This window comes from Ruegeria sp. AM9, assembly GCF_056540565.1.
In genome coordinates this window covers 34,982-57,587 of the sequence record NZ_JBQFWY010000003.1, presented here as the reverse complement: position 1 = coordinate 57,587, position 22,606 = coordinate 34,982, and the positions used below count along the sequence as shown (strand labels likewise).

Here is a 22,606-nt window from a genome sequence, read left to right as displayed (position 1 = left end):
CATGCTGTGGTCATTGTTTAAGATCCTTGTTTTTGTAGCGATTATCGGCCTGCTGGCCATGGGCGCCATGTTCCTGATGGAAACCAGCGGCGGCGTACAGGTCACGGCGTGGGGCCAGGAATTTACCTTGGGGCCGCTGCAATCGGTGATCGCGCTGGGCGTTCTGGTTGTCTTGATCTGGGTGTTCTTCAAGCTGCTGACCCTGCTGATCGCGACGCTGAAATTCCTTAACGGAGATGAAACTGCGCTGTCGCGTTATTTCGATCGCAACCGCGAAAAACGGGGCTATCAGGCGCTGTCTGATGGTCTGATGGCGCTGGCCTCGGGTGAGGGGCGTGTGGCGATGAACAAGGCCTATAGAGCCGAAAAACTGCTGAACAAGCCCGAGCTGACCAACCTGCTGGTGGCCCAGGCGGCTGAGATGAACGGCGACACCAAAAAAGCCTCCGAGACCTACAAGAAGCTGGTCACCAACAATGCCACCCGCTTTGTCGGGGTGCGCGGTATCATGAAACAGAAACTGGCTGAGGGCGATGACGACACAGCCCGCAAGCTGGCCGAAAAGGCGCTGGCGATCAAACCGCGCCATGCCGAGACGCAGGACATTTTGCTGGGTCTGCAGACCAAGTCGCAGGACTGGGCCGGCGCGCGCTCGACCCTGACCGCCAAGCTGAAGGCCGGCCATCTGCCGCGCGACGTGTTCAAGCGCCGCGATGCGGTTCTGGCGCTGTCCGAGGCCAAGGATATTCTGGCCGAAGGCGCCACCGTCGAACAGCAGGAACACGCGATCGAGGCCAACCGCCTGTCGCCCGATCTGGTACCTGCGGCGGCCATGGCTGCGCGGGCCTATATCGAAAAGGGCAAACCGCGCGCCGCGACCAAGATTCTGAAAAAGGCGTGGGAGGTGCAGCCCCACCCCGATCTGGCCCATGTCTTTGCCGAAATTGCACCGGATGAAACGCCCCAGGCGCGGATCAAACGCTTTACGGCGCTGACCCGCATTCACCCGGAAAACCCGGAAACCCGCCTGATCCTGGCCGAGCTGAACATCGTCGCCGAGGATTTCCCCGAAGCCCGCCGGGCGCTGGGCGATGTGGTCGAAAAGCAAGCAGATGCACGCGCCTATACGCTGATGGCGGCGATTGAGCGGGGCGAGGGTGCCTCGGACGCGGTGGTGCAGGGCTGGCTGGCCAAGGCGCTGAACGCGCCGCGCGGGCCGCAATGGGTCTGCGACAACTGCCACGACATTCAGCCAGAATGGGGTCCGGTCTGTCAGAACTGCAGCAGCTTTGACACGCTCAGCTGGCAAACCCCGCAAACGCCCGAGATCGCAACGGCCACCGGCGTTCACATGCTGCCGCTGATCGTCGGCGCGCTTGAGGAAAAACCCGAGCCAGAACCCGAACCCGAGCCGGAGCCCGAAACCGAAGAGGTCGAGGAGACGGTCGAGCCTGAGGTCATCGAGATCGAGACGGAACCGGTCCGGCCCGATGTCGAGCCAGCGGTCAATGCCGAGGGAGAGCCCGTGGTCGAGAAACGGGCCTAGCGCGCGGTTTCCACGTCAAAGGCGTCGTTCCACAATTTGAACAGCTCTGCCCGGCGGTTCTGGTCCCGTGCGACCAGCAGCGCCGGGGACAGCGCGATAAAGCGGCGGGCGCTGGGGGTCAGGCCGGTCTCGGCCGCGTCCATCTGGGCCACAAGGCCCGAGGCTGCCAGCAGGTTCTGCGCCTCGGGTGACAGCAGGAAATCCAGAAACCCGGTCGCGGCATCCTTGTTGGCCGCCTGCGCCGGGATCATAAGGGCGCGGGACAGGACCAGCGTGTAATCCTCGGGCAGGATCACCCCCACGCCGGGCGCATCGGCATTGGCTACGTAGGACCCCAGAACGTTATAGGCGATCAGGAATCGCCCCTCGGCCACGTCGCGGATAATCTCGGATGAACAGCAGGTGGCCACGGCGTCGATGCGGGCAAACCCTTCGATCAGGGAACCAAAGGTCGTGGCCTCAAGGCTATCCCCATAGGCGAACAGATACCCCAGACCGGATGCCGCTATATCATAGGTCGCCACCCGACCCCGCAGCAGATCGGGCTGCGTGCGCATTGCGTCCAACAGGGCAAAGCGGTTGCGGGGGACGTGCTGATCGTCCAGCAGGGCTTTGTTATAGGCGATGACGGCGGGTTCGGTGGTGATGCCCCACAGCTCGTCCCGCCAGCGCCGCGCGTCCGGCAGGGCCTCGGTCAGGGGGGAACGGTAGCGGTGCGCGCAGGCGGAATTGACCAGCCACACCATCTGCTGAATGGCCGAGGAAAACACCACATCAGCGGGGTTCTGACCGTCCTTGCAGACCGTGCGGCTGTGCTGGAACAGCGCGTTCGAGCCCCATTGTTCATAGGTGATCCGCAAGTCGGGGTTCAGTTCGGCAAAGCGCTCCAGCACCGGGGCGATGATGGCGATATCGGTGGTCGACCGGATCAGCATCGGATCATTGCTGCGGCCGAAGCTGGCCGTGGCTTCTTGCGCCTGCAGGGTGCCGGGCAGGGCAAACAGAAGGCAGATCAAAAAGGTGCGGATCATTCCATCTCCCTTGTGGTCGGAAAACTGAGAGCTGCGCGAAATCCGGTATCGTTGCGGGCCATCTCAACCGTGCCGTCAAAGGCCTCGGCGGTGGATTTCACGATCGACAGACCCAGGCCGCTGCTGTCCTCGCCCGATCCGGTGGTGCGGTTGAACCGGTCTCCAATGTGATTGGCAATGGGCGTGGCGGGTCCGGGTCCGTGATCGCGCACCCACAGGACGGCGCGGGAACCTTCTTGCGTTGCGCCGATGCTGACAGGGGGTTCGCCATGTCGCAGCGCATTGCCCAGCAGGTTCTTGGCCGCCTCGCCAAGGGAAAAGGCATCCGCGTTCACCAGCACCGGGGATTCTCCGATCTCGAGCCGCACTTCGACGCCGGGGGCAACCAGTTCGTGGTCGCTCTGTTCCAAGACGTCCAGCGCCACCTCGCGCAGATCGACGGGGCGGCGGGGGGCGCTGTCGATGCGGTGGATCACCATGGCGCGCGATAGCAGCTGATCCAGCAGAGTGCCTAGTGACCGCGTGCGCCTGAGCAGCCGGTCCAATGCGCGTGCGCGGGCCGGGGCATCGGGGTCGTCCTGCGCGATCTCGGCCTGTACCCGGATGGCGGCGACCGGGGTGCGCAGCTGATGGGCGGTGTCGGCGATCAGGTTGCGCATCGTGTCCACCTGCCGGTCGAGCCGCCCCATGAAACGGTTCATCGCGGTCAGCATCACCTGCAGCTCTCGCGGCAGCCCGTCGCTGGCCATCGGCGTCAGGTCATGCGGGTCGCGGCGGGTGAGATCGTCGGACAGCGCCTCAAGCGGGCGCAGGGCGGATCGGGTGACGAACCACGACATGATCAGCAGCAAAATCCCCGCGACGGCCATCGGCAGCAGCGCGTCGCGCATCAGTCCGGCGGTCATCATCTGGCGCGCGCGCAGCGTCTGGCCGACCAGCACCTCGACCTCGCCCGAGAACTCCCGCTCGGCAAATAGGCGGGCCACGCGGACGAAACGGGCGGGTTCTCCGTTCAGGTCGGCGGTGAAATAGAAGGGCACGGCGCCGGGTTGTTGCGGCACTTCAATTATCGTATCGCGATCCAGCCCGGTGATGAACGGGCCACCGGGCACCTGCACCGCATAGAATATCCGGTCATCCGGGGCCTGTGCCAATAACTGAAAGGCCGAGACCGGCAGGTCGACAAAAGGTTCTCCGTCCTGAATGCGCACCGATTCCGCGATATCCGTGGCCGCGCCCAGCAGCAGCCGGTCATAGGCTTGCCGCGCCGCCAAGCGGCCATTGGCCCAGATCGACAGCGCCACCAGACAGCCACCGAGTATCAGGATCAGCAGCATTGCGCTGAGAACCCGCGCTGTCAGGCTGTGGGGCAGATAGGGCCTAGCCATCCAGACCGATCCGATACCCGACCCCGCGCTGGGTGGTGATGCTGACCGTGCTGCCGGCGAACTTCTTGCGCAGCCGGGCGATATACAGCTCGATGGCGTTTTCACCAACGTCGGCGTCCTCGAACCCGTAAAGAGAGTCATACAGCCGCGTTTTTGACAGGAACTGCCCCTCATGCCGGATCAGCGCGTCCAGCACGGCGGCCTCGCGCGCGGTCAGGTTCAGGCGTTTTCCGTCCAGCGCGGCGCTGCGGTCCTTGGGGGCGTAGATCAGCGGCCCCAGCGTAATCTGTTCACTCTTGCGGTCGGCATCGCGACGGACGAGGGCGCGCAGCCGGGCCTCCAGCTCGCGCTGATCAAAGGGCTTGCCCAGATAATCGTCGGCGCCCTTGTCCAATGCGGCGACGCGATCCTCGACCGAGGTCAGCGCCGTCAGCATCAGCACCGGCGTGCGATCGCCCGAGGCGCGGATCTTGCCCAGGAAATTCAGACCCGACCCGTCGGGCAGGTTGATGTCCAGCAGCATCGCGTCATAGCTTTGCACCGCGCGGAAATCGCGGGCAGATTCGACAGTGGTCGCCAGATCACACACCACGCCGGACCGGGCCAGATGGGCCACGACGCCCTCGGCCAGGTCCTCGGCATCTTCGATCATCAAAACGCGCATGACCCCTCCCCAAAGTCGGACGCCGGAACCGTGACAGGTTCATGACAGCATTATTCGGTAAACGGGTACGACCTGCAAGGACACGCGCCTGCGGGGATCGGTTTCGGCCGCTGGAATGCGGACCAAAAAGACCCAAGGAGGAGACACGAATGAAACTGTTTGGAACCAGTGGCGCGATTGCGGCTGCTGTCTTTGCCCTGTCCGGCGTGGCCGCCAGCGCACAGGAATGTATCGCACCGGCCAACCCCGGTGGCGGCTGGGATTTCACCTGCCGTCAGGTGGGTAAGTCGTTGCAGGATCTGGGCCTGATCGACCAGACCATGCAGGTGGTGAACCTTGCCGGTGGCGGCGGTGGCGTGGCCTTTGCCGAAGTGGTGAACAAGCGCGGCGAAGATAACGAGCTGATCGTTGCGGCCAGTGCCGCCACCGCAACCCGGCTGGCGCAAGGCGCCTATCCGGGCAACACCATGGATCAGGTGCGTTGGCTTGCAGCCATTGGGGCCGATTATGGCGTGATCGCCGTGGCGGCTGACAGCGCCGTCAACACCCTGCCCGAACTGCTGGACCAGATCAAAGCGGACCCGGCCTCGGTGTCGGTTGCAGGCGGTTCGGCCGTGGGTGGCTGGGACCACCTGAAAGTGCTGATCGCGGCCAATGCTTATGGCATCGAGGATGTGCGCTCGGTCAAATACATCGCCTTTGACGGCGGTGGCGAGGCGGTGACCCAGCTGCTGGCTGGTTCGGTTCAAGCCTTTACCGGCGATATCTCCGAGGCCAAGGGTTTCGTGGATTCCGGCGACATCAAGGTGATCGCAGTGCTGGCCCCCGACCGCCTGCCCGGCGAGTTCGCCGATTTCCCGACCGCCAAGGAACAGGGCGTTGACGCCATCGGTGCCAACTGGCGTGGGTTCTATGCTCCCGGCGGCATGACCGATGAGGCCTATGGTGATTGGGTCGGCAAGATCGGTGATCTTTACGCCTCGGACGAGTGGAAAGAGGTCATGGCCGCAAACGGTCTGGCCCCGCTGGACCTGCAGGGCGCGGACTTCCAGAACTTCGTGGCGGAATCTGTGGGCCAAATCCAGACCATCTCGAAAGAGATCGGGATCATCAAGTAACACCACTCACAGTGATCCGGGCACCGCACCACCGAACCGTGCCCGGATCCACCCTTTTACCCGAACAATAGGAGACACCGATGAGTGACCGTATCTTCGGGGTCGTCGGACTGCTAATCGCCATCGGATTTGCCTTTTCCGCATTGGCGATCGAGGAAAGCTTTCTGTCCGATGCCGTCGGACCCAAAGCCTTCCCGCTGATCATCGCCGCCATTCTGGGCCTGTCGAGCCTTGTCATCGCCATCCGCCCGGATGCTGAACCCGAATGGCCCGCGCTGGGCCGTCTGGTCGAGGTCGGCGCGGCAGTGGTCATGATGATCCTTTACGCCGAACTGCTGCCCGAAATCGGCTTTGTCATCGCCACCGCCTTTGCCGCCGCCTATCTGGCCTGGCGTCTGGGTTCTGGCCCGATTGAAAGCGTGCTGGTGGGCATCGGCACGTCCGTCGGCATCTACGTCATCTTCCATCTGGTTCTGGGCCTGTCGCTGGCCCGCGGCCCGCTGGGGTTCTGAGGAATAAACATGGAAACTCTTGCATCCCTCGGAGACGGGTTCGCCATCGCGCTGACATGGCAGAACCTGATGCTGGCCCTGCTGGGCTGTTTTCTGGGCACGATCATGGGCGCGCTGCCCGGTCTTGGCCCGTCGAACGGCGTGGCCATCCTGATCCCGCTGGCGTTCACGCTGGGGCTGGGGGCGACGCCCTCGCTGATCCTGCTGACCAGTGTCTATTACGGGGCAATGTATGGCGGGCGGATATCTTCGATCCTGCTGAACATTCCCGGCGATGAACCGGCCATGATGACCTGTCTGGACGGGCATCCCATGGCGAAAAAAGGCTTTGCCGGTGAGGCGCTGTCGCTGTCCGGTATCGCATCCTTTGTGGGCGCCTTTCTGGCCACATGGGGCCTGATCTTTCTGGCACCGCAGCTGGTAAAGATCGCGCTGCTGTTCGGACCGGCCGAGTATTTCGCCCTGTTCGCGCTGGCCTTCATGACGCTGGGCGGGGTGTCTTCGACCAATCAGGCGAAATCGGCCTTTGCCGCCGCGCTTGGCCTTGGGTTGGCGACCATCGGGGTGGATACCCAAACCGGCGTGCCGCGCTTCACTTTTGGCGAGGTGCATCTGTATGACGGGCTCGATTTCCTTGTGGCCATCGTTGGTCTGTTCGCCCTGTCCGAAGTGTTCATCTTCCTCGAACACCGCCACGGTGGATCGGATGCCGAAGGCCGCAAGCTGAACATCGGCCGCCTCTATCCGCCGATGTCGATGGTCAAGAAATGTACGCCAACCATGCTGCGGACCTCGTTCCTGGGCTTTATCGCCGGGGTTCTGCCGGGGGCGGGGGCGTCTTTGGGCTCGTTCATCTCGTATTCGATGGAGAAACGGCTGGTTGACAAGGAAAACACCTTTGGCACCGGCGATCCGCGCGGGGTTGCGGCACCCGAGGCCGGGAACAACGCCGCTGCTGGCGGAGCCCTGGTGCCGATGCTGGCGCTGGGCGTGCCGGGGTCGGGGACCACGGCCGTGTTGCTGGCAGTTCTGCTGGCGCTGAACATCACACCCGGTCCGCTGCTGTTCACCCAGAACCCGGATGTGGTCTGGGGCCTGATCGCGGCACTGTTCATCGCCAACTTCATGCTGCTGGCGATGAACATCCCGATGGTGGGGCTGTTTACCCGCGTGCTGATGATCCCCTCGCGCATCCTGATGCCGATCGTGGCAATGGTCAGCTTTGTCGGCATCTACGGCATCTCGGGCTCCAGCTTTGATCTGCTGGTGATGATCGGGTTTGGCGTCATGGGCTGGGTCCTGCGCAAGCTGGACGTGCCGTTGGTGCCGATCATTCTGGGCACGCTGCTGGGCAATTCGATGGAGAACAACCTGCGCCGCGCCGTGACCATCGACAACGGCAACTGGTGGACCCTGATCGACAGCCCGCTGTCCATCGCGCTGTGGTCCATCGCCATCATCGGCTTTGTCCTGCCCCTGATCGTGGGTGCACGGGTCAAGGCCAAGATGCACCAGCGCAAGGATGAGGAAGGCGCGATCAGCGACTGACACATCGGGCGCCGCCGGTCGGGGATTGGCGGCGCCGAAACAGACTCTGGAAAGATGCGGTGGAACCTGTAACTTTGCTGAACAAGGCAAGTCACCGATCAGAGGAAGCGCGCATGGACCTGAGTGATGAAATCCGCATCTCGGCACCACGGGATGTCGTGTACCAAGCCCTGAACAATCCCGAGATCCTGCAGGAGTGCATTCCGGGCTGCGAGGAGCTGACCCAGAACGCGCCCGATGAACTGGCGGCTAAGGTTGTGCTCAAGATCGGCCCGGTCAAGGCAAAGTTCGCCGGTGAGGTCACGCTGGACACATCCAATGCCCCCGACGGGTTTTCCCTGTCCGGCGAAGGCAAGGGCGGGGCGGCGGGCTTTGCCAAGGGCGGGGCCGACGTGACGCTGACCGAAGACGGGAATGAGACGGTGCTGTCTTACACCGCCAAGGTTGAAGTCGGCGGCAAGATCGCCCAATTGGGCAGCCGCCTGATCTCGGGCACCGCCAAAAAGCTGTCGGGCAAGTTCTTCACCCGGTTTGGCGAGATCGTGTCCGAGCAATCGGTGTCCTGACCGGCAGGACACCCCTCCCGCTACATGTGATAGAACTGCTGCGCGGTGCGTCCGAAAACCTGATCGTGATCGGCGTCGGGTACCAGCGCTTTGTGTCTGGCAATCAGGTCCGCGTATGTGGATGACAGGCTGTCGACCGGAAAGTTCGACCCGAACATGCACCGATCAGGCCCGAACTGAGTCAGGCAGGTTTCGACGATGGGCCTGACGCTGTCGGCGCTCCAATTGTGATCGAACATGCCAAGGCCCGAGAGTTTGCAGGTGACCTGCGGCAGTGTCGCAAGCGATTGCAGCGCCTTGGCCCAACCTTCCAGCCCCTGTTCGGATCGGTCATGCGGCGACCCGGCATGGCACAACGCCACTTGGGTTGCAGGTGCCTGATCTAGCACGGCGGCGGTCCGCTCCATCAATTCGGGTAGCAATTGCAGGTCAAAGGTCAGGCCGCGATCGCCAAGTTGTCTCAGCCCGACCAGAAACTTTGGACTGTCCAGCAGATCGTTGGTGCCCGATAGCTGATCCTCGCCCGGGGCGCGGCCGATGATCTGGCGCACGCCGCGCAGTGAGGGCAGGGATTGCAGCCGGTCCAGCTGTTCGGTCAGGTCGTCTGCGGTCAGGTCGCAATAGGCGACTTGCACCAACGGCCAGCCGGGAAACTGATCGGCGACGGACTGCACCCATTGCGCCTCGGCCCAGGGATCGGCGGCGCCAACCTGAATGTGGACCGAGGCCGAAAACCCTGCGGCCCCCGCATCTGCGCGAAACTCAGGCAGCAGATAGTCGCGCTGAATCGGGGTGGGATCGCCAAAGAACCGTACTGCGCCCTTTTCCATCAGCCACGGGTAATCCACAGCGTTCAGGTTCCACAGGTGGTGATGCGCATCGATCCTCATGGCGTTTCAATCCCTGTTGTGCGGGCCAGAATATCGACGCCCTGCTGTTTCCAGAAATGTAGCAGGTCGATGAAAATCCAGTTCTCGGCCAGTTTGTCCCCGGCGCGACGATAGATGTCGATCACCCGGAATTCGCCGGGTTTTCCGGTGGCGGGCATGCCCATGAATCCGCCCTTGGGCACGGCGGTGAAATTCGGCCAGCCAAAGAAACCGCCATAATGCCCTTCGGCCAGTCGGCAGATATGTTTGGTCTTGGAGCGGTCGGTGAACCCGGCGCGGAACGGGCCGGAATGTTGCTTGGCATAGCGTTCGATCGTGTAGGTGGCGCCGATCCCTTCGGGACCCCACCAGATCATGTCGTCATGCCATGTGCGGGCCAATTCGTCTTCCAGCGACAGGCCGCTGTTCCACTGACCAAGGTCCGAGATCATGGCGTTAATCGCTGCCAGCGTCTTGCGGCCTTCTTCCTCGGGCCGGTCTTCATACAGCAGACCGTCATGGGTCAGCGGCCCGGGTTGGATCAGATGGGCTGCGGTTTGCGGCGGAAACGGGTTTTGCCCGGCCTGCACCATCAGATGGGGGATGTCGAAATACAACGCTGTTTCGGCAATCTTGCCGCCCGCGACCCGGTGAAACTCGCAATAGCGCAGAAAGGCCATCTTGCCGGTGGGGCGAATCCCCAGCCATGGGGCATCGAACAGGCCCATCAGATGACCCATCGACACCACCCAGACATCGGCGCCCGGTTCCAGAGAGTTGCTGCCGGCGAAAAACACATCCTGACGGCGCTGCATCCGTTTCAGGCTGGATTTCAGCGGCTGCCAGAACCTCTGCGCTACCGTGTCTGGGCCGGTGATTTCGTCGAACGGGTGAAAGCCGCGCCACAGCAAATCTTCGGCGCAGAACTGCCTGAAGACGTCAGGCAGATTCGACTCACGGGCTGAGTCGAGGGTCCCGAAGAACGAGGAGACGAGTGTTTTTTCTTCCTGAAAGCTCACGTTTGCACCGTTTCGTTGATGGCTTGCTTTGGATTTAAGCGATTGAGAATCGCGGGTTAGGTCTTTTTTGCATACGTATGCAAAAATGTCTTGCCAGAAATGATGAGCGAAGAATACAGTTTTGCAAACGTATGCAAAGCGAATCCTTGCAGGGGGCACCATGGCGGAAATTCAACTGCGCAACGTCGGCAAACGCTGGGGGTCATTTGTCGGGGTCCACAATTTCGACCTGACCATCGCGGATCGCGAGTTTCTGGTTCTGTTGGGTCCGTCCGGTTGCGGCAAGACCACCACGATGCGGATGATCGCCGGTCTGGAAGACGTCACCGAGGGTGAAATTCTGGTCGATGGCAAAGTGGTCAACGATCTTGAGCCCAAGGACCGCGACGTGGCGATGGTGTTCCAGAGCTACGCGCTTTACCCGAACATGAACGTCTATGAGAACATCCGCTTTCCGCTGAAAGTGCGCGGTATCGATCCGGCGACCCATGATGAAAAGGTTCGCCGCGCCAGCGCGATGGTTGAGCTGGACGAGTTCTTGCACCGCAAGCCCGCCGAATTGTCTGGCGGTCAGCGTCAGCGTGTGGCTTTGGCCCGGGCCATTGTCCGCGAACCCAACGTGTTCCTGATGGATGAACCGCTGTCCAACCTCGACGCCAAGCTGCGGGTTTCAACCCGAGCGCAGATCAAAAACCTCAGCCACGAGCTGGCGGTGACTACCATCTATGTGACCCACGACCAGATCGAAGCGATGACCCTGGCCGATCGCGTTGTGGTCATGAAAAAAGGCGTGGTGCAGCAGGTCGGCAGCCCGACCGAGATTTATGACCGCCCCGCAAACACTTTCGTGGCCAGCTTCATCGGCTCTCCAGCGATGAACCTGATGGACGGTCAGGTTTCGGCCGGCGTGTTCCGCGCCGAGAATGTGGAGATTCCGGTCGATGCGCCGGACGGCCCGATGACGCTGGGCTTCCGCGCCGAGGATGCCAGCCTTGCCGAAGGGCAGGGTCAGATCACCGCACCGATTTACACGCTGGAATTGCTGGGCGACGCGACCATGATCTCGGTCCGGGTCGGCGGCGCGCTGGTGTCGGTCAAGGCCGACAAAGCTTTTCGCGCCGAGATTGGCGAGGCGGTCTCGTTCTCGGTGCCGACGGAAATCTGTCACCTCTTTGAAGCTGAAAGCGGTGCGCGGATCGGGGAGCAACCCCACAAGCAGCCCATTCGGGCATAACAGCGGTCCGGACGTCGACGACGGACCGATCCTGACAGGGAGAAACGCATGAAACTCAAATCACTCTTCATGGCAGGTGCCATGTCCCTCGCAGCAACCGGCGCATGGGCCGAATGTGCGTATGAAAACGAAGTGCCGCTGAAATCGCTCTCGGCTGGATTCGAGGCGTGGAAAGCCGTCACCGACGCGATGGCCGAGTGCGGCAACTTCAGCGCTTCGCTGGATCAGGAATTCCGCGAAAAGCAGCCCGAGGCCTTTGCAGCAAACCCCTCGCTGTATCAGATCGGTGGCGTTGCCAACGAGACCATGATCCCACTGCTGAACGCAGGCTCGCTGCGCCCTCTGGATGATCTGGTCGAGAAATACGGTCAGGACCTGCTGCCGAACCAGCTGATCAAGGTGGACGGCAAGGTTATGGCGATTGCCATGATGGTGAACGCGCAGCACCTGATGTATCGCAACGACGTTCTGGCAGATCTGGGCATCGAAGAGCCCAAGACCTATGACGACGTTCTGGCCGCCGCTGCCAAGATCAAAGAAGCCGGCGTCATGGAGTACCCGATCGGCGGCACCTTCAAGACCGGTTGGAACCTGGCTCAGGAATTCGTCAACATGTACATGGGCGAAGGCGGTCAGTTCTTTGGCGAAGGCAACATGCCGGCGATCAACAACGAACAGGGCGTCAAGGCGCTTGAGACCATGAAAGCGATGACCGAGTTCATGGACCCGGAATTCCTGGTATCCGACTCGACCTATGTTCAGCAGCAGTTCCAGCAAGGCAAGATCGCCATGGCGAACCTGTGGGCCAGCCGCGCCGCAGCGATGAACGACGAAGCCGAAAGCCAGGTTGTCGGCAAAGTGACCATGGCGTCGGCGCCGATGGGTGCAGCCGCTCCGTCGACCACCATCTGGTGGGATGGTGTCGTTCTGGCTGCAAACATGAGCGACGAAGAAGCGGATGCTGCGTTCCGTCTGGTTCTGGAAGGTATCGACGGTGACATGGTCAGCGCCAACAACGACGTCGCTGTCTGGCTGAGCCCCGCCTATACGCCGGGTGAACTGGCAGCCGGTGCCGCAGCTTCGGCAGAGAACGGCGCCAAGGCGTACCCTGCGTCGGCCCCGATGGGCGTTCTGCACAGCGCGCTGGGCAACGGTCTGGCCGACTATCTGACCGGTGCCAAGGATGCGGCGACCACTCTGGCCGATATCGAGGCCGCGTATGTGACCGCCGCCAAAGAAGCCGGCCTGATCAACAACTGATCCTCCCGGGGGGAGGGCTCCGGCCCTCCCATCCCCTCCTGATCCCTCGAGAACCATGAGAAAGGCAGAGCCATGAATTTCCGGACATTTGCCGCCTTTGTCGGCCCCTCTGTCTTTATGATGCTTCTCTTCATCGCTTTCCCGCTGGTCAGCGTGTTCAAGCAGAGCTTTTACATCACCCAGCCGATCTATGAGACGGTCGAGGTGGAAACCTGCACCCCCGGTTTCCTGACCCAGACCTGCACGACCGAGCTGAAATCGCAACCGAAGCTGGACGAGCGCGGCGAGGTCATTACCCAGACCCAATATGTGGGGCTGCAAAGCTATCGCAACGTGCTGGAACCCGAACGGGCCTGGCGCGCAATCAGCGAAGGCAGCCTGAGCGTTCTGTCCACCATCAACTTCTGGAAGGCGCTGCGGTTCACCCTGACTTTTACGCTGATCACGCTGCCTCTGGTGATCGTCTGCGGGCTGGGCATTGCGGTTCTGATCAACAACGCGGCGCGGTCGATCCGCGGGCCGGTGATTTTTATCTCGCTGCTGCCCTTCATCATCACGCCGGTGATCGGGGTGTTGTCGATCAACTGGCTGTTCCGGGGCGATGGTATCCTGACCGCGCTGATCGAATGGTGGCTGAACCGCGATATCGCCTTGTTTGCACAGGCGTGGACCATTGAAATCCTGATGATGCTTTACCGCGTGTGGCACGTGGCACCCTTTGCCGCCATCGTGTTCTATGCCGGTCTGCAGACCGTCAATCAGGACAGTCTGGAAAGCGCCGTGATCGACGGGGCCACCCGCTGGCAGCGGATGAAATACATCGTCATCCCGCACCTGATGCCGCTGATCATATTCGTGGCGATGATCCACCTGATGGACGCCTATCGCGTGTTCGAAGAGATTGTCGGTTTCTCAAGCCAGGGCTATGTCATCTCGTTGCAGTGGCTGACTTATGACTTCCTGGTGCCGGATCAGGCCGGTAACCGGTCGATCAGCCGGGCCTCGGCCAGCGCCATGCTGACCATGATCGGCATCGTCATCCTGCTTATCCTTCCGCTGCGCCGGACATGGCGCGATCACAAAGGGGGTCACTGATATGTCCTCGCGCGCGCTTCGCCAACCGTTCGGCCTGCGGCTGACCTCCAACGTCTTCCTGGTCTTCTGGTGCCTGGTCGCCGCCTTCCCGATCTTCTGGATCGCGGTGATGAGCTTCAAATCCCCCGTGGATGCCTTTGACAGCAACGCGCTGAACGTGATCTTCGGGCCTGAGACCCTGTCCAAGGGCAACGGCCTGTCGCTGCTGGATATCATTCTGGGCATCGCGGTGATCTGGGGCACGATCATTGTGGCGACCAAGACCCTGCCCTCGATGGTCAAATCCTATTCCAAACCCGGTCAGGAATGGATCGGTTGGATCATCGGAGTGCTCGCCGTCGCCCTGGGCTTTCTGGTGGTGTTCTTCGTGATCCTGCCTGCGATCCTTGGCGTGCTGAACCCGCTCTTTGGCCCCTTGGGCCGGGATGTGCTGGGCCTGACAACCGAACATTATAAAACCGTCTGGATCGACCGCGGTTTCTCGGACAACTTCCGCAACTCGCTGATCGTGACCATCGGGGTTGTGACCGTGTCGCTGACGGTTGGGACGCTGGCGGGCTATGGTCTGGCGCGCTCGGGGTCGACCTTCGCCTTCTGGATTCTGATCGTGGCGCTGGTGTTCCGCGCCCTGCCGCACTCGGTTCTGGTGGCGGGCTATTTGCCGGTCTTCATCAACTCGGCCGAATGGCTGAGCCCGATCCTCGGCGAAAACGCTCCGACACTGTACGGCAAGCCGTTTGCGGTGATTGCGGTTCTGGTTGCGATCAACCAGCCCTTTACTATCTGGATGCTGCGGTCGTTCTTCCAGAACATCCCGTCTGAGCTGGACGAGGCCGCCCGCGTCGATGGTTGCAGCCACTTCCAGGCCTTCCGCCGTGTCATCATGCCGGTGATGTGGCCGGGTGTGATTACCACGGGGCTGTTCAGCTTTTTGCTGGCGTATAACGACTTCCTCGTGACCTCACTGCTGCTGGACGCGCAGAACCAGACCATGGTTCCGGCCATCGTCGGCATGTTCAACCGCGAGACCACCACAACCGATCAGGTTGTCGCCGTGGCTGCCGCTGTCTCGATCACCGCGCCGCTGATCTTCCTTGTTCTGATCTTCCAGCGCCAGATCGTCAGCGGTCTGACCGCAGGCGCGGTGAAGGGCTGATGAGCAGTCGGTCGCGCAACAGTGCAGTATCGCGCCATCCGGCGCTGAACAGGATGCCGAGGGACTTTTTGTGATGGCGGGTCAGTGACCCCCTTACACACTCTTGCGATCTGAAAGGATAGAAAATGAAAGGTTCCCGTCCCGAACAAGCGGTTCTGACCCGCGACACGGACCTGAGCAAAACCGAAGACACCCGCCGCGTGATTGAAACCATGGTTGACGGTCTGAACGACCACCGCATCGACGACATCGGCGAGTTCTTCTCGGAAGGGTTCCGTTGGCTGGGCAATCAGGGCTGTGGCACCAAAACCGGCCTGAAAGAGTTCCAGGACAACTGGCAGCGCCCGTTTCAGGCCGCGTTTTCGGACAAGACCTGCATTGATGAGGCGCGCCTGTATATGGGTGAGTGGGCAGCGGCGTTCGGTCGCCAAGAGGCCACGCATTCCGGTGAATTCCTCGGCATCGCGCCCACCGGCAAGCGGGTCGAGATTCGCTACATGGACTTCTGGAAAGTGGTTGATGGCAAGATCGTCGACAACTGGGTGAACGTTGATTTTGCCCATGTCGCCGCCCAGTTGGGCGTCGATATCTTCAACGGCGAAGGCTGGGAAGCCTATGACCGTGGTGAAAAGACCGCTCCTCGTCCTGAATAAGAAGGGTTTAGACAATGGCAATTGAGTATCTCAAACGCGGTAAGTCTGATGCCGACCGGGCCGAGGATGACGCCAGGACCCGCGCCGTGGTGGAGGCCACGTTGAAAGACATCGAAACCCGCGGCGATGCCGCCGTGCGTGAGCTGAGTGAGAAGTTCGACAACTACTCGCCCGCCTCGTTCCGGCTGTCGCAGCAAGAGATTGACGATCTGATCGGTCAGCTGACCGAGCGTGAGCTGGCGGACATCAAGTTCGCGCAAGAGCAGGTGCGCAATTTTGCACAGGCGCAGCGCGACTCGATGCTGGATATCGAGGTCGAAACCCTGCCGGGCGTGATCCTGGGTCACAAGAACATCCCGGTGCAATCCGTGGGTTGCTATGTGCCCGGCGGCAAGTTTCCGATGGTGGCTTCGGCGCATATGTCCGTGGCGACGGCTTCGGTCGCGGGTGTGCCACGCATCATTGCCTGTACGCCTCCGTTCAACGGCAAGCCAAACGCGGCTGTGATTGCAGCAATGCATCTGGGCGGCGCGCATGAGATTTATGTCATGGGCGGCATTCAGGCCATCGGTGCGATGGCGATTGGGACTGAGACCATCGACCCGGTTCATATGCTGGTTGGCCCCGGCAACGCTTTTGTGGCCGAAGCCAAGCGCCAGCTGTTCGGCCGCGTGGGCATCGACCTGTTCGCAGGCCCGACCGAGACCATGGTCATCGCCGATGAAACCGCAGCGGATGCCGAGCTGTGTGCCACCGACCTGCTGGGTCAGGCCGAACATGGCTATAACAGCCCCTGCGTGCTGCTGACCAATTCTCGCAAACTGGCCGAGGACACTCTGTCTGAGGTCGAGCGCCTTCTGGGTATTCTGCCGACGGCTGGCACTGCGAAAGTGTCCTGGGACGAGTATGGTGAAGTGATTGTCTGCGACACCTATGATGAAATGCTGCAGGTCGCCGACGACATCGCGTCCGAGCACGTTCAGGTCATGACCGACCGCGACGACTGGTTCCTTGAGAACATGACCTGCTATGGCGCCCTGTTCCTTGGGCCGCGCACCAATGTGTCGAACGGGGACAAGGTGATCGGCACCAACCACACGCTGCCCACCAAGAAAGCGGGTCGCTATACCGGTGGTCTGTGGGTTGGTAAGTACCTGAAGACGCACAGTTATCAGAAAGTTCTGACCGATGAGGCGGCGACACTGATCGGCGAGTATGGCTCGCGCCTGTGCATGCTGGAAGGGTTTGTTGGCCATGCCGAGCAGTGCAACATCCGCGTGCGTCGCTATGGTGGGATCAACGTGCCTTACGGTGCGCCTGCGCCCTATCGGGACGCTGCAGAATAGGGGGCTTTGCCCCCGGCTTTCAGCCTCCCCCAGAGTATTTGGAAAAAGATGAAGTCTGATACGCATACCCGGAACAAAGCCGTAGTTTCGCCGCTGCGGGCGGCCATGTATGATTTTACGGAAACGGGTGTGCGGCGGGCGCTGGCAGATGTCAGCGCCCCGGATGCTGTTTACAGGTTGTGCCATCCTTTTGGGGACAGCACCGGCAGCGACGCGTACTACGATACCGCCTACAAAGATCTGCTGTCCGCGTGGCCTGATCTGGAACGCCGCGACTATATCGTTATCGCTGGCCCGGATGAGCATGGGGCTGATTGGGTCGGGTGTGGCGGCTATTACACCGGCACTTTCACCGGGCCGTGGCTGGATATCCCGCCGACCGGCCATCAAGTGACCATGCGGTTTCACGAGTTCTACCGTTTCGAAGACGGCAAAGTGGTCGAGATGCAGGCCCTGTGGGATGTCCCCGAGGTCATGATGCAAGCGAATGCCTGGCCGATGGCCCCCAGCCTTGGCCGCGAATGGCATGTGCCCGGACCAGCGACGCAGGACGGTTTTGTGCCCGGCCCCTACGATGCAGCCAAGGGTCAGGCGACCTGTCAGCACATTATTGACATGCTTGAATACCTCAAGAAGCACCCCTCGCAGGGCGGGCCGGAGGTGATGGAACCCGACCGGTTCTGGCATCCGCGCATGAATTGGTACGGCCCGGCGGGCATCGGTACCGGGCGCGGGTTTTCCGGGTTTCGCAACTGGCACCAGATTCCGTTTCTGAGCGGGATGCCGGATCGTGGGCAATATATCGACGACATCACCTATCACTTCTTCGGCGATGGTGATTATGCCGCCGTGACCGGCTGGCCCAACATGATCCAGACTGTGACCCATGATGGCTGGATGGGGATCGCGCCCTCGGGCATGCGGATCACCATGCGCAGCCTCGATTTCTGGCGGGTGGAGAACGGCAAGATCCGCGAAAACTGGGTACTGGTCGATCTTCTGGACGCGTATCGCCAGCTAGGCGTTGACGTTTTCGCCCGACTGCGGGAATTCAATAAGGCCCGCAACATGAGGCGTATCAATATACCGGATGGAATGAGCTGATGAGTGATCTGCCCCGCACCCCTTCGTTTTCCTTGGCGGGCAAGACCGCCCTTGTCACCGGCGCGTCCTCGGGCATCGGGCAGGGCTGTGCCGTGGCCTTGGCCGAAGCGGGTGCGCATGTGGTCTGCGCCGCGCGTGGCGCGGATCGTCTGAACGAAACCGTCGCCGCGTTTCAGGCGCAGGGCTGGTCGGCCGAGGCCGCCGTGATGGATCAGGGCGATCTGGACGCGCTGCGCGGTCTGTTCGACGGCCGCGTCTTCGATGTGGTGGTGAACTCGGCCGGAACCGCGCGTCATGGCCCGGCGGTTGAGACCACGCCCGAAGATTTCGACGCGGTGACCAACGTCAACCTGCGCTCGGCTTATTTCCTGTCATCCTATGCGGCCAAGGCGCTGATGGTGGCGGGTAAGCCGGGGTCGATCATCCATATCTCAAGCCAGATGGGTCATGTGGGTGGCGTTGACCGGGCGCTTTATTGCGCCACCAAGCACGGGTTGGAGGGTATGGTCAAAGCCATGGCGATCGAATGGGGCAAACAGCGCATCCGTATCAACACGGTGTGCCCGACTTTCATCCGCACGCCCCTGACCCAATCCACCTTCGACAACCCCGAACGGGCTGCGTGGATCATGGAAAAGATCAAGCTGGACCGGATCGGTGAGGTCGAGGATATCATGGGTGCGGTGACCTACCTGGCCTCGGACGCCTCGGCGCTGGTCACGGGCACCTCGATGCTGATTGACGGGGGTTGGACGGCGGACTGATGGTTGAAAAAGTCACCTCTCTTCAAGTTGCGCAACTGGCCGGTGTCAGCCAATCGGCGGTCAGCCGGGTGTTCACGCCCGGCGCGTCGGTCAGCAAGAAGACCGAAGAAAAGGTGCGCAAGGCCGCGGCCGAGCTGGGTTATCGCCCCAATGTTCTGGCCCGCGCGATGGTGTCGGGCAAAAGCCGGATCATCGGTTTGGTGGTCGGGTATCTGGACAACTACTTTTATCCCGAAGCGCTGGAGAAACTGTCGAACGCATTGCAGGAAAAGGGCTATCACGTCTTGATCTTCATGGCCTCACGGACGGCTGGAAACATCGAGGATGTGATGGCGGAAATCCTTGATTATCAGGTGGATGGCGTCATTCTGGCCTCGGTCGCGATGTCGTCGGAAATTGCCATGCGCTGCCAGCAGGCCGGGGTACCTGTGGTGCTGTTCAACCGCAGTCAGGATATCGAGGGCATCACCACCGTCACCTCCGACAACTATTTCGGCGGCCGTAAAGTGGCCGAGTTCCTTCTGGCCGGAGGGCATCAGCGCATCGGCTATATCGCCGGCTGGCAGGGTGCCTCGACCCAGCGCGACCGCGAGGCCGGGTTCCGCGCCGCACTGACGGAAGCCGGGCAGAGCCTGTTTGCCCATGATGTCGGTGACTTTCACACCGAAAAGGTGCGGGCGGCGGCGCGGCGTATGTTTGACGTCCCGCCCGAAAGCTGCCCGGATGCGGTTTTTGTTGCCAATGACCACATGGCTTTGGCGGTGATGGACGTGATCCGGTTTGAATTGGGTCTGCGCGTGCCAGAGGATGTCTCGGTCGTGGGATATGACGATGTGCCGCCTGCCGGATGGCCTGCGTACAACCTGACAACGATCCGCCAGCGCGCCAATCTCATGGTGGCGGAAACCGTCACCGCGTTGCTTGAACATATTGACGCCCCGGCATCGGCGAAGCCGCGCAAAGTGGCCATTGACGGGCCGCTGATCGTGCGGACCTCGGCCCGGTTGCCCAAAGGATGGACCCCACAAAGGACAGAGACATGAAGGGCTTTGACGCCAGGTTTCGGGATTTTCCCGACTATATCATCGGCATCACCAAAGAGATTTGGGAAGACCGGGGGATTTCCACCCTGCACGATTATTACGCGCCGGATATCGTGGTGCGGATGCCCGGCAGCGTGTCGACCGGCAATCAGGGTGTGATCGGCGCCACCATGGCCACGCTGGCCGAATTTCCCGACCGCACCCTGCTGGGCGAAGATGTGATATGGTCCGGCACGCCCGAAAAGGGGATGCTGTCGAGCCACCGCATCATGTCCACTGCCACCCATCTGGGCGATGGCATGTTTGGTCAGGCGACCGGTGCCAAGCTGCGCTATCGCATTCTGGCCGACTGCCATGCCCGCAACAACGCCATCGATGACGAGTGGCTGATCCGCGACAACGGCGCGGTGGTGCGTCAGATGGGATGGGACCCGCAGGATTTTACCCGCGATCTGATCGCGCGCGAAGGCGGGCCGGAAAACTGCGTCAAGCCGCTGACCCCGGCCAACGATCTGGAGGGTCCATATTCGGGCCGCGGTAACGACAATGAATGGGGTCAACGCCACGCCGATCTGCTGACCCGGATGATGGGCGCGGATATGGGCGCGGTCGAGCGTGACTATGACCGCGCGGTTCAGACCGAATATCCCGGTGGCGCAAGCGGTCATGGGCGCGGGCCGGTTGACCGTTTCTGGATGTCGCTGCGCGCGGCGATGCCCAGCGCGACCTTCACCATCCACCACCAGATCGGGCGCGATGACCCGAACATGCCGCCGCGCTCGGCCATCCGCTGGAGCCTGCACGGCAAGCATGACGGCTGGGGTGCCTTTGGCGCGCCCACCGGGGCCGAGCTGTATGTTCTGGGCATCAGCCACGCCGAATGGGGCGAGCTGATCGGCGGCGACATCCGGCTGCGCCGCGAATGGACCCTGTTTGATGAGACGGCGATCTGGAAACAGCTGTTTCTGGCGACCGGGGACGTGTAATGCAGGGTCATCTGACACACGGCGAAGGATCCCGGCGCTATCACTGCCACCGGGCCTCTTTGCGGGCGCGGCGGTTGAACAACCACCCTCCCGGGGCAACGGGTTGATCCCTGTTGCAACACAAATCCCGTCAGGAGACCAAAATGAGCACCATTCAACACCGCATTGTCCGCTATGGCGAGCTGCAGCCCTGCAAAACCGCCTTTATCGACGCCCACACACCGGGCAGCGATCAGAAAGAGAACTTTACCATCATCGGCGGCGGCGTATCGGAATCCCCCGATCAGCATGTCCACATCACCGACAAGATCGGCTTTAACATCGGTGCGGCGGGACAACCTCCGAAATGCCGCAACTCGCTGCACAGCCACACCACGGCCGAGGTCTTTTTTGTCGCCAAAGGCCGCTGGCGGTTCTTCTGGGGCCGCTACGGTACGGCGGGTGAGTTCATTGCCGAGGAAGGCGATATCTTCAACATCCCCACCGGCATCTTCCGCGGGTTCGAGAATGTGGGCGACGACTATGGCATGATCATGTCGATGCTGGGTGGTGATGACGCTGGTGGCGGTGTCACCTGGGCACCGCAGGTGATCGAAGACGCGCAGGCGCATGGTCTGATGCTGGGCGACAACGGCGTGCTGTATGACTCGAAAAAAGGTCAGGAGCTGCCGCATAACGTGCGCCCGATGCCTCTGCTGACCGAAGAAGAGCTGAAAGCCTATCCCGAAGTGCCCGTCGACGCCGTGATCGGCAAATACGTCGCCCGCTATTGGGACCTGATGGCGCTGGCCGCGGACAAACCCGCAACGGTGATCGGTGAGAATGGCATCATCAAAGACAAACCGGGTTTCGAGGTTGATTTCCTGACCCGTGGCTCGGCCGTCAATGATCTGGTCAAAGCCGAGAAGCCTGTGGTTCTGATGCCGGCCAGCGGCCATTGGCGCGTCGCGGTGGACGGGTATGAAACAACACTCTCCAACGGCGATACCGCGCTGGTGATGCCGGGTGAGGCCTACAGCGTCACGCCCTCCATGACCGGTCAGGCAGGCCTGTACCGTATCACGGCCACCGACGATCCCGCCGGTGCGACCTGGGTCGGATGACCGTCGATCCCGACGATACTCATGCCGTCTATGAACGGCAGGCCAGGGCCTATGATGAGCAACGCTCGAAGGCCCTGTTCGAAGCGCGCTGGCTGGCGCGCTTCACCGCCACCCTGAAACCCGGCGATCACGTGCTGGATCTGGGCTGCGGAACGGGAGAACCCATCGCCCGATGGTTCAAGGCCGAAGGGTTCACCGTCACCGGCGTCGATTTCTCGGAAGCCATGCTTGAGATCGCCCGCAGCCGTTGGCCCGATGGCGACTGGTTGCAGGCGGACATGCGGGACTTCGAATTGAATCGCCGCTTTGATGGCATCATCGCCTGGAACAGCTTTTTCCACCTGACGGCGGACGAACAGAAAGACTGCATCGCCCGCATGGCACGCCATCTGCGCCCCAGCGGGATGCTGATGCTGACCGTCGGCCCCAGCGCCGGTGAAGAGCAGGGAACCGTTGGCGGAGAGCTGGTCTATCACGCCTCCCTCTCGCCCGCAGCCTACGCCACCTGCCTTGAGGAAAACGGGATGATCCTGACCGGGTTTCTGGCCAAGGACCCGGAAACCCAACGCCACACCGTGCTGATGGCACGCAAGACATAACG

Annotated in this window: 22 protein-coding genes; 17 read left to right on the top strand and 5 right to left on the bottom strand. The window is 61.7% G+C overall.

What is annotated here, in order from left to right:
- Position 1 precedes the first annotated feature (1 nt).
- Entirely contained in the window at positions 2 to 1,546 is a 1,545-nt protein-coding gene (locus ACR0DO_RS07480; protein ID WP_480557583.1) for a heme biosynthesis HemY N-terminal domain-containing protein, read from the top strand.
- Here ACR0DO_RS07480 and ACR0DO_RS07475 read toward each other — a convergent pair.
- From ACR0DO_RS07475 to ACR0DO_RS07465, 3 genes are read right to left on the bottom strand one after another with little or no spacing between them, the layout of a single operon-like run.
- On the bottom strand, positions 1,543 to 2,577 hold the full coding sequence (locus tag ACR0DO_RS07475) for an ABC transporter substrate-binding protein (protein WP_480557581.1): 1,035 nt from the start codon (positions 2,575 to 2,577) through the stop codon (positions 1,543 to 1,545). The two genes, ACR0DO_RS07480 and ACR0DO_RS07475, sit on opposite strands and share 4 nt — an antisense overlap.
- On the bottom strand, positions 2,574 to 3,965 hold the full coding sequence (locus ACR0DO_RS07470; RefSeq protein ID WP_480557579.1) for a sensor histidine kinase N-terminal domain-containing protein: 1,392 nt from the start codon (positions 3,963 to 3,965) through the stop codon (positions 2,574 to 2,576). Before ACR0DO_RS07470 ends, ACR0DO_RS07475 begins: the two co-directional genes overlap by 4 nt.
- A complete protein-coding gene (locus tag ACR0DO_RS07465; protein WP_480557577.1) occupies positions 3,958 to 4,629 on the bottom strand; it encodes a response regulator transcription factor in 672 nt (223 codons plus the stop codon). The genes ACR0DO_RS07470 and ACR0DO_RS07465 overlap by 8 nt, the downstream gene beginning before the upstream one ends.
- A 149-nt stretch (positions 4,630 to 4,778) precedes the next feature.
- On the opposite strand from ACR0DO_RS07465, the gene ACR0DO_RS07460 reads away from it, so the two are divergent.
- From ACR0DO_RS07460 to ACR0DO_RS07445, 4 genes are all read left to right on the top strand, one after another.
- Positions 4,779 to 5,747, top strand: coding sequence for a Bug family tripartite tricarboxylate transporter substrate binding protein (locus tag ACR0DO_RS07460; protein ID WP_480557575.1), 969 nt, complete (start codon positions 4,779 to 4,781; stop codon positions 5,745 to 5,747).
- An 80-nt stretch (positions 5,748 to 5,827) separates the two neighbouring features.
- Entirely contained in the window at positions 5,828 to 6,259 is a 432-nt protein-coding gene (locus ACR0DO_RS07455; protein WP_170444884.1) for a tripartite tricarboxylate transporter TctB family protein, read from the top strand.
- Positions 6,260 to 6,268: 9 nt separating this feature from the next.
- Positions 6,269 to 7,807 (top strand): tripartite tricarboxylate transporter permease, encoded by a 1,539-nt coding sequence (locus ACR0DO_RS07450; RefSeq protein ID WP_480557573.1) that lies wholly within the window; start codon positions 6,269 to 6,271, stop codon positions 7,805 to 7,807.
- Positions 7,808 to 7,920: 113 nt separating this feature from the next.
- Positions 7,921 to 8,373 carry an SRPBCC family protein gene (locus ACR0DO_RS07445; protein WP_480557571.1) on the top strand — a complete coding sequence of 151 codons (453 nt, stop codon included), beginning with the start codon at positions 7,921 to 7,923 and terminating at the stop codon, positions 8,371 to 8,373.
- A 20-nt stretch (positions 8,374 to 8,393) separates the two neighbouring features.
- Here ACR0DO_RS07445 and ACR0DO_RS07440 read toward each other — a convergent pair whose 3' ends face one another.
- Positions 8,394 to 9,263, bottom strand: coding sequence for an amidohydrolase family protein (locus tag ACR0DO_RS07440; protein WP_480557570.1), 870 nt, complete (start codon positions 9,261 to 9,263; stop codon positions 8,394 to 8,396).
- Positions 9,260 to 10,261, bottom strand: coding sequence for an ester cyclase (locus ACR0DO_RS07435; protein ID WP_480557568.1), 1,002 nt, complete (start codon positions 10,259 to 10,261; stop codon positions 9,260 to 9,262). Before ACR0DO_RS07435 ends, ACR0DO_RS07440 begins: the two co-directional genes overlap by 4 nt.
- A 160-nt stretch (positions 10,262 to 10,421) precedes the next feature.
- Between ACR0DO_RS07435 and ACR0DO_RS07430 the strand changes: the two genes are divergently transcribed.
- The 12 genes from ACR0DO_RS07430 to ACR0DO_RS07375 all read left to right on the top strand — a co-directional run bounded on the left by ACR0DO_RS07430 (position 10,422) and on the right by ACR0DO_RS07375 (position 22,604).
- On the top strand, positions 10,422 to 11,495 hold the full coding sequence (locus ACR0DO_RS07430; RefSeq protein ID WP_480557566.1) for an ABC transporter ATP-binding protein: 1,074 nt from the start codon (positions 10,422 to 10,424) through the stop codon (positions 11,493 to 11,495).
- Positions 11,496 to 11,543: 48 nt separating this feature from the next.
- A complete protein-coding gene (locus ACR0DO_RS07425) occupies positions 11,544 to 12,755 on the top strand; it encodes an ABC transporter substrate-binding protein (RefSeq protein WP_480557564.1) in 1,212 nt (403 codons plus the stop codon).
- Positions 12,756 to 12,827: 72 nt separating this feature from the next.
- Positions 12,828 to 13,850: a carbohydrate ABC transporter permease gene (locus tag ACR0DO_RS07420; protein ID WP_480557562.1), complete on the top strand. Its 1,023-nt coding sequence runs from the start codon at positions 12,828 to 12,830 to the stop codon at positions 13,848 to 13,850.
- Position 13,851: 1 nt separating this feature from the next.
- Positions 13,852 to 15,006, top strand: a complete 1,155-nt coding sequence (locus ACR0DO_RS07415) for a carbohydrate ABC transporter permease (protein ID WP_480557560.1) — start codon at positions 13,852 to 13,854, stop codon at positions 15,004 to 15,006.
- A gap of 125 nt (positions 15,007 to 15,131) precedes the next feature.
- The gene (locus tag ACR0DO_RS07410; RefSeq protein WP_475212169.1) at positions 15,132 to 15,659 is read left to right on the top strand and encodes an ester cyclase; all 528 of its coding nucleotides are present in this window, start codon (positions 15,132 to 15,134) and stop codon (positions 15,657 to 15,659) included.
- A 14-nt stretch (positions 15,660 to 15,673) separates the two neighbouring features.
- Complete coding sequence (hisD, locus tag ACR0DO_RS07405; RefSeq protein ID WP_480557558.1) at positions 15,674 to 17,005, top strand: histidinol dehydrogenase; 1,332 nt, start codon at positions 15,674 to 15,676, stop codon at positions 17,003 to 17,005.
- Positions 17,006 to 17,053: 48 nt separating this feature from the next.
- Complete coding sequence (locus ACR0DO_RS07400; RefSeq protein WP_480557556.1) at positions 17,054 to 18,109, top strand: ester cyclase; 1,056 nt, start codon at positions 17,054 to 17,056, stop codon at positions 18,107 to 18,109.
- Positions 18,109 to 18,873, top strand: a complete 765-nt coding sequence (locus ACR0DO_RS07395) for an SDR family NAD(P)-dependent oxidoreductase (protein WP_480557554.1) — start codon at positions 18,109 to 18,111, stop codon at positions 18,871 to 18,873. The genes ACR0DO_RS07400 and ACR0DO_RS07395 overlap by 1 nt, the downstream gene beginning before the upstream one ends.
- Positions 18,873 to 19,916 carry a LacI family DNA-binding transcriptional regulator gene (locus ACR0DO_RS07390; RefSeq protein WP_480557552.1) on the top strand — a complete coding sequence of 348 codons (1,044 nt, stop codon included), beginning with the start codon at positions 18,873 to 18,875 and terminating at the stop codon, positions 19,914 to 19,916. The genes ACR0DO_RS07395 and ACR0DO_RS07390 overlap by 1 nt, the downstream gene beginning before the upstream one ends.
- On the top strand, positions 19,913 to 20,902 hold the full coding sequence (locus ACR0DO_RS07385) for a nuclear transport factor 2 family protein (protein WP_480557550.1): 990 nt from the start codon (positions 19,913 to 19,915) through the stop codon (positions 20,900 to 20,902). Before ACR0DO_RS07390 ends, ACR0DO_RS07385 begins: the two co-directional genes overlap by 4 nt.
- Before the next feature lie 143 nt (positions 20,903 to 21,045).
- Positions 21,046 to 22,005 (top strand): cupin domain-containing protein, encoded by a 960-nt coding sequence (locus ACR0DO_RS07380; RefSeq protein ID WP_480557548.1) that lies wholly within the window; start codon positions 21,046 to 21,048, stop codon positions 22,003 to 22,005.
- Positions 22,002 to 22,604 (top strand): class I SAM-dependent DNA methyltransferase, encoded by a 603-nt coding sequence (locus ACR0DO_RS07375; protein ID WP_480557547.1) that lies wholly within the window; start codon positions 22,002 to 22,004, stop codon positions 22,602 to 22,604. Before ACR0DO_RS07380 ends, ACR0DO_RS07375 begins: the two co-directional genes overlap by 4 nt.
- Positions 22,605 to 22,606 lie beyond the last annotated feature (2 nt).